We start from the raw sequence: 6,596 nt of genomic DNA on the forward strand, positions 1-6,596 counted from the left end.
CGTTGGTAGCGCCAGGGGGCTCGCCGCAAACGCCCGGGAGAGCTTCTCGACAACCGCGGCTGGTTAGCGCGCAGCGGCGCGCAGCCGAGGGCCCGGGTCTGGCACGCCGACCAGCCCGAGGCGTCCCCTGAGCAACCAATGCCGGGCGGCCAACTCTCACGCGATAGCGTGTCCTCTGGTGGAGTGACCTACCGATCGCCGCCGACCCGCACAGGCCGGTCGCTTCGCACCACGATCCCTACGCTGCGAGCAGCTGCCTCAAGACATACTGCAAGATCCCGCCGTGCCGGTAATACTCGACCTCTTGCGGGGTGTCGAGGCGAACCGTCGCGGCAAACTCTGTCTCTCCGGCCTTTACGGTCACCTCGGCCCTCTTGCTGAAGTCGTTTCCAAGCACATCGACCAGGCCCTTGATCGCGAAGACTTCCTTGCCGGTCAGACCCAGCGTCTCGGCCGAATCCCCGTCCTTGAACTCGAGCGGCAGGATGCCCATGCCGATCAGATTCGAGCGATGGATGCGCTCGTAGCTGCGGGCCACGACCGCGCGAACCCCGAGCAGCATCGGGCCCTTGGCCGCCCAGTCGCGGGACGAGCCGGTGCCGTATTCCTTGCCAGCCAACACGACCAGGGGCACACCCTCTTCCCGGTATCTCATCGACGCGTCGAAGATAGTCATCGGGGTCTCCGCGCCGTCTCCAGCGAAGTGGAGCGTGAAGCCGCCCTCGAGCGAAGGCACGAGCTGATTGCGGAAGCGCACATTGGCAAAGGTGCCTCTCATCATGACTTCGTGGTTGCCACGCCGGGATCCGTAGGAGTTGAAGTCCACCGGTGCCACACCCTTTTCCTGGAGGTACTTGCCGGCCGGGGCGTCCCGTTTGATCGCGCCCGCGGGTGAGATGTGATCGGTGGTGATCGAATCCCCGACCAGCGCCAGGCAGCGGGCTCCGCTGAGGTCGCTCACCGGAGCAGCCTCGGCCGGCATGTCGACGAAGTAGGGCGGCAGCTTGACGTAGGTCGAGTCGGCCTCCCAGGCGTAGGTCTCGCCGGTCGGCACCTCCATCCCATTCCAGTGTTCGTCGCCCTTGTACACCTCGCCGTATTCCCGCTCGAACATGTCCGACTTGAGCGATTCACGAACCACCCGGTCGACTTCTTCCGGGTCCGGCCAGACGTCTTTCAAATACACCGGACCGTCGGCACCCTCGCCCAGGGGCTCGGTCGAGAGATCAATGTCGATCCGCCCGGCGAGCGCGTAGGCGACAACCAACGGTGGAGAGGCCAGGTAGTTGGCTCGAATGTCGGGTCCGATGCGGCCTTCGAAGTTCCGGTTACCCGAAAGCACCGAGCACGCGACCAGGTCACCCTCTTGAATGGCCTCGCGGATCGGCTCCGGCAAGGGGCCGGAGTTGCCGATGCAGGTCGTGCAACCGTAGCCCACCAGGTGGAAATTGAGCTTCTCGAGATAAGTGGTCAGACCGGCCTCATCGAGATACTCGGTGACCACCTTCGAGCCCGGTGCCAGCGAGGTCTTGACCCAGGGCCGCGACTCGAGGCCCAGCTCGACGGCCCTCTTGGCCAGCAGCCCCGCTCCCACCATCACGTAGGGGTTGGAGGTGTTGGTGCACGAGGTGATCGCCGCGATCACCACCGAGCCATCTCTAAGCTCGAACTCGGAGCCCCGCCAGGAGGTCTTGATGCCGGCCGCCGTGGCCTCGGCTTCGGCCACCGCGGCGCCTTCTCCGCTTCCGCCCTCGCCGACCATCTCGAGGCTCGGGGACTTGCCGCCGGCCGGTGCCTTCAACGCATCGAGGCCGTCGAGAAAGGACCTCTTGAGGTCGCCCAGAAGAATCCGGTCCTGGGGCCGCTTGGGCCCCGCCAGCGAAGGCTCGACGGTCGAAAGATCGAGCTCGAGCGTGTCCGAGTATTCGGCCTCGGGCGAATCGGCGGTATGAAAGAGCCCCTGCTCCTTCATATAGGCCTCGGTGAGCGCCACCAGACCGGGCGAGCGGCCGGTGAAGGCCATGTAATCGAGCGTCACCTGGTCGACCGGGAAGATGCCGCAGGTCGCGCCATACTCTGGACTCATGTTGGCGAGCGTCGCGCGATCGGCGAGCGGCAGCCTGGGAAGCCCGGGTCCGAAGTACTCGACGAACTTACCGACCACACCGCGCTCGCGCAGCATCTGGGTCACGGTGAGCACCAGGTCGGTCGCGGTGGCTCCGGCGGCGAGCTCGCCGATCAGGCGGAAACCGACGACTTGCGGAACCAGCATCGAGATCGGCTGGCCGAGCATTGCGGCCTCGGCCTCGATTCCGCCCACGCCCCAGCCCAGAATGCCGAGGCCATTGATCATCGTGGTGTGGGAGTCGGTCCCCACCAGAGAATCCGGATAGGCGAACGGCGGCTCGCCGGAGGCGGAGGCGGACCCCGTCATCACCACCCGGCCCAGATACTCGAGATTCACCTGGTGGACGATGCCGGTGTCCGGCGGCACCACCTTGAAGTTGTCGAAGGCCTGCTGACCCCACTTCAAGAACGCGTAGCGCTCGCGGTTGCGCTCGAACTCTCTTTCGGCGTTGATCAGAAACGCCGCTTGGCTGCCGTACTCGTCGACCTGTACCGAGTGGTCGATCACCAGCTCGGCCGGTTGCAGCGGGTTGATCTTCTCGGGGTCGCCGCCCATCTCCTTCATGGCGTCGCGCATGGCCGCCAGATCGACCACCGCCGGCACGCCGGTGAAGTCCTGGAGCAGCACTCGTGCCGGCATGAAAGCGATCTCGACGGAGGGCTCGGCCTTGGAATCCCACTTTGCGACCGCCCCGATGTCTTCGGCCGGAACCACGCCGCCGTCCTCCCGGCGGAGCAGGTTCTCGAGCAGAATGCGCATCGAGAACGGCAGCCGCGCAATGTCGAATCCCCGGTCTTCGAGCGAGGGAAGATGGGCCAGACGCAGTGTGCGGTCACCGACTTGGAGGGTTCTTGAAGTCGAGAAACTGTCTTTCATGGGCTTGATCTCCGGGGAAGACGTGAATGAAAAAGATACCAGAAGGCCGAGTCGCTGTCCGGACTCTTGCGGACTTCAGGCGCCGCCGTCGCGTGTCAGAAGTGAAGGGGAAATACATGTACCAGCAGGCGGCGCCGTCTCCGAGCCGTCACTCATTGGAGAACTTGGAATGAAACAGGGAACTCTCGGTAGAGACAGGGGAGCCAAGGTGTCTTGGCCGGCGGCACTCGCCACGGCCGCCGCGATTCTGACCACCCTCTCGATCTCGCTGCCGTCGATCTCGAACGCCCAGATATCCGCCTTTGGCCGCTACAGCGGCTATTCGGAGCCGATCTTCGACGACTGGACGCGGCACGCCGAGTACGTGCCGATGCTCGACGGGACTCTCCTGGCCGTCAACTACTTCCTGCCAACGGTGAATGGTCACGAGCCGACAGAGCCTCTGCCGGTCATCTTGGTCTACACCCGTTATCTGCGGGCCTGGGAGGAGGGGGGCCAGGTCGTCACCATGGTCGACGAATACTCTTTTCTGCAGGAGATCCTCCGCCACGGCTACGTACTGGCCCTCGCCAACGCCCGCGGTACCGGCTCTTCCTTCGGGTTTCGCAATGGCGAGTTTTCCGCCGAGGAAACGGCCGACGTCTACGAGATCGTCGAGTGGCTGGCAGCTCAAGAGTGGAGCGACGGCCACATCGGCATGTGGGGGCGCTCGTACTCGGGAATGACCACCTATCATGCCGCCACCCAGGCACCACCTCACCTGGATGCGATCGTCGCCGAGATGGCAGGCCCGGTTCTCTACGACTTCATCTATCAGGGTGGTGCCTACAAGAAGGACTTCATGCAAGTCTGGACGAACATCGTCTGGCGGATGGACACGGGCCGAGCCAACCTGCCGGCACGGGTCGACGAAGACACTGACGGCTCGATGCGCGACGCCGCCGTCGCCGAGCACGAGGACAACTTCTGGCCCTACCCGATGTCCAATCGAACGAAGTACCGCAACTCGCGGATCACCCGGGAGAACGGCGCCCCCTGGTCCTGGGACATGGCGAGCTCGATTCACGGCGCCGAGGCGATCAAGGATGCCGGCATCCCCGCCTACCACCTCCTGGGCTGGTATGACCAGTACGCCACCCAGCAGGCCCTGATGTACGAGAACCTCAAACCGGGTCCGCAGAAGATGACCATCGGTCCCTGGCCTCACTCGGCCGGCATCGGCGGAGTGGTACACAGGGCCGAGATCCTGCGCTGGTTCGACTACTGGCTGAAGGGTATCGACAACGGCATCATGGACGAAAAGCCGGTCCACTACTACCTGATGCGCGGCAACAACACGGTGCCGCAGAGCCCGGGGCAGGACCTGAGCCGGGACGAGATCGAAGCCGAGGACGGCAGGCGGTGGAAGGCGACCGCGCAGTGGCCGCCGCGCAAAGCCAAGGCGGAGAAGTACTTCTTTGGGGACGGCGACTCGGGAACCGTGGCTTCGGTCAACGATGGCCGCCTCGGCACCGAGAAACCGAGCAAAAAGAGGGCACGCGACAGGTACAAGGTCGACTTCACCGCGAGCATGGGCAGCTACTCGCGTTGGATGACCGGCTACGGCGTCGAGCGCGACGATCCGCCGGGTACGACCTTCTACGACGAACGAACCTCGGAAGACGAAAAAGCGCTCACCTACACCTCTGAGCCGATGGAGAGGAACTGGGCCGTCGTCGGTTATCCCGTCGTCCATCTCTGGGTCACCTCGACCCAGAAGGACGGCGATTTCTTCGTCTACCTGGAGGAGATAGACGCCGAAGGCAACGCCCACTACGTAACCGAAGGCATGCTTCGGGCGGCCTTCCGCAGCGTCGCCGAGTCGCCATGGGACAACTTCGGCCTGCCCTTTCACCCCTGCCGGAAGAAGGATCGACTCAAGCTATCCAAAAAGGAGCCGGTTGAGCTCGTGTTCGACCTCATGGGCACTGCCATCGTGATCGATGAAGGGCACCGCCTCAGGGTCACCGTCGCCGGTGCCGACGGTCCCAACCACGACCTCTATCCGAATGCCGGAAAGGCGCCCAGGGTTACCGTCTACCGCGACCGCACTCACAGCTCCTACATCGAGCTGCCGATGATGAAGGTGAAATAGAGCTAGGCCGAGGTATCGGCGGGGACCCCTACCGTACTCAGAAATACCGTGGCGAAATCCCGCCGTCGAGGAGCGAGCCTCGGTCACTCCTTACCCCGCGCTCGAAAGGGGGTCGGTCCTGTGTGCCTGAAGGGCCGCCCGCGTGCCTCCTGGAGCGAAGCCTCTCCGCGCGAGCGAAAGGAGGCACCGGCGGCCCTCAATCGACTCGAGTCGACGGAGAGACTCGCCTGCAAACCAGTCGCGTGAAGCCGATCCAGAAGTACCTAATCGCCCAGGCCCAGGTCCTGAACCTCGAGATCCTGGATGAGGCCGTTCTCCTCCATCTCGTGACGCTCGAGCTGGTCCAGCAGGACCGCTACGCGATGCCGAAGGAGCGGGTCCTCGGGCTCTCGGCCCTCGGAGTACCTGAGCGCCGCGTCCATGAGCTTGCGCAGGTCGCGCAGCATCTCGGGGTGCTCGCCCACCAGTCGCTCGATGGTTGTGGTCGCCCGTGGGTGCCGAACCTCGATCTCCTCGACCATGCCACCCTCTTCTTCGAACCGGAAATGCCGAAACAGCTCGTCGTGCAGTGAGACAAGCTGGCGGGCGAGCTCCGCGGCCCAGGTGTGGGCGCCGGACTTGCCGGTCTCCGGCCGCGGCTGTCTGAGGAAATCTCGCAGATAGGTCTTCTTCGCGCGCAGCTCGCGATGCTCCTCGAGCACCTGCTGTGCCCACGCTCGGCTCATTACCTCGGGCATCGCATCATTCTCCTTTTCTGCTCGCGGCGGCCGCGGGCGTCTCGAGCCGCACGCTGTTGCTTCCACACTTGGGGCAGGATCGCTCCGCGACCTGCTTGGGGTCGTAGGCGATCGGGAATCGGTTCTGACAGCGCAAACAGTAGAACGTCTTGGCGTCGGTCATGCCGGAGGTCCTTGCTCACTGGCGCCGGCCGATGACGGCGGCGGCGCCGCGCTTACGACGGCCGCCGGACCAAGCACTTTCTTGGGCTTGCTGAGCTTCTTTTTCGCGAGGATCTTCACCGTCTCGGCGACCTCTTCCTCGGTCACGCTTTGGAGCATCTCGTCGAGCTCGCGCATGACTCGAGCGAACTTCTGGCCTTCGGCGGCGCTGATCCACTCGAGCTGGAGGCGCTCCGGCCGAATGCCGAGCTTCTCCATCTGGGTCCAGACCTTCTCCACGCGCCGCTGGGTCCAGGTCACCGCGTCGGTGTAGTGGCAGTCGGAGAAGTGACACCCCGAGACCAGCAGCATTGGCGCTCCCTGCTCGAAGGCATGCCAGATGAAACGCTGATCCACACGGCCGCTGCACATGGTCCGGATCAACCGGATTGCCGGCGGGTATTGCAGACGCGAGGTTCCGGCGTTGTCGCCTCCCGCGTACGAACACCAGTTGCAGGCGAAGGCAACGATCTTCTCCATCGCGTTGTCGGCCAGGATGCCGTCGATCTGAGCCGTGATC

The 6,596-nt window shown here is 64.4% G+C and carries 5 protein-coding genes; 1 reads left to right on the forward strand and 4 read right to left on the reverse strand.

All coding sequences use genetic code 11. The annotated features are described in order from the left end of the window. Window positions 1-238: 238 nt before the first annotated feature. The gene (gene acnA, locus GY769_21460) at window positions 239-3,004 is read right to left on the reverse strand and encodes an aconitate hydratase AcnA (GenBank protein MCP4204486.1); all 2,766 of its coding nucleotides are present in this window, start codon (window positions 3,002-3,004) and stop codon (window positions 239-241) included. A gap of 169 nt (window positions 3,005-3,173) precedes the next feature. Between acnA and GY769_21465 the strand changes: the two genes are divergently transcribed. Then, the gene (locus GY769_21465) at window positions 3,174-5,138 is read left to right on the forward strand and encodes a CocE/NonD family hydrolase (GenBank protein ID MCP4204487.1); all 1,965 of its coding nucleotides are present in this window, start codon (window positions 3,174-3,176) and stop codon (window positions 5,136-5,138) included. A 263-nt stretch (window positions 5,139-5,401) separates the two neighbouring features. Here the strand turns inward: GY769_21465 and GY769_21470 are convergent, their stop codons facing one another. From GY769_21470 to GY769_21480, 3 genes are all read right to left on the reverse strand, one after another. Further along, entirely contained in the window at window positions 5,402-5,875 is a 474-nt protein-coding gene (locus GY769_21470) for a hypothetical protein (GenBank protein MCP4204488.1), read from the reverse strand. A gap of 4 nt (window positions 5,876-5,879) precedes the next feature. Next, on the reverse strand, window positions 5,880-6,038 hold the full coding sequence (locus GY769_21475) for a hydrogenase maturation nickel metallochaperone HypA (protein MCP4204489.1): 159 nt from the start codon (window positions 6,036-6,038) through the stop codon (window positions 5,880-5,882). After that, on the reverse strand, window positions 6,035-6,596 hold a 562-nt coding region (locus tag GY769_21480), incomplete at its 5' end, for a hydrogenase iron-sulfur subunit (protein MCP4204490.1). The genes GY769_21475 and GY769_21480, both read right to left, overlap by 4 nt.

Source organism: bacterium, assembly GCA_024224155.1.
Taxonomy (GTDB): domain Bacteria; phylum Acidobacteriota; class Thermoanaerobaculia; order Multivoradales; family JAHEKO01; genus CALZIK01.

Excerpts from the sequence above, each read along its gene's own strand:
- acnA (MCP4204486.1), bottom strand. The coding sequence starts at position 3,004 with ATGAAAGACAGTTTCTCGACTTCAAGAACCCTCCAAGTCGGTGACCGC.
- GY769_21465 (MCP4204487.1), top strand. The coding sequence starts at position 3,174 with ATGAAACAGGGAACTCTCGGTAGAGACAGGGGAGCCAAGGTGTCTTGG.
- GY769_21470 (MCP4204488.1), bottom strand. The coding sequence starts at position 5,875 with ATGCCCGAGGTAATGAGCCGAGCGTGGGCACAGCAGGTGCTCGAGGAG.
- GY769_21475 (MCP4204489.1), bottom strand. The coding sequence starts at position 6,038 with ATGACCGACGCCAAGACGTTCTACTGTTTGCGCTGTCAGAACCGATTC.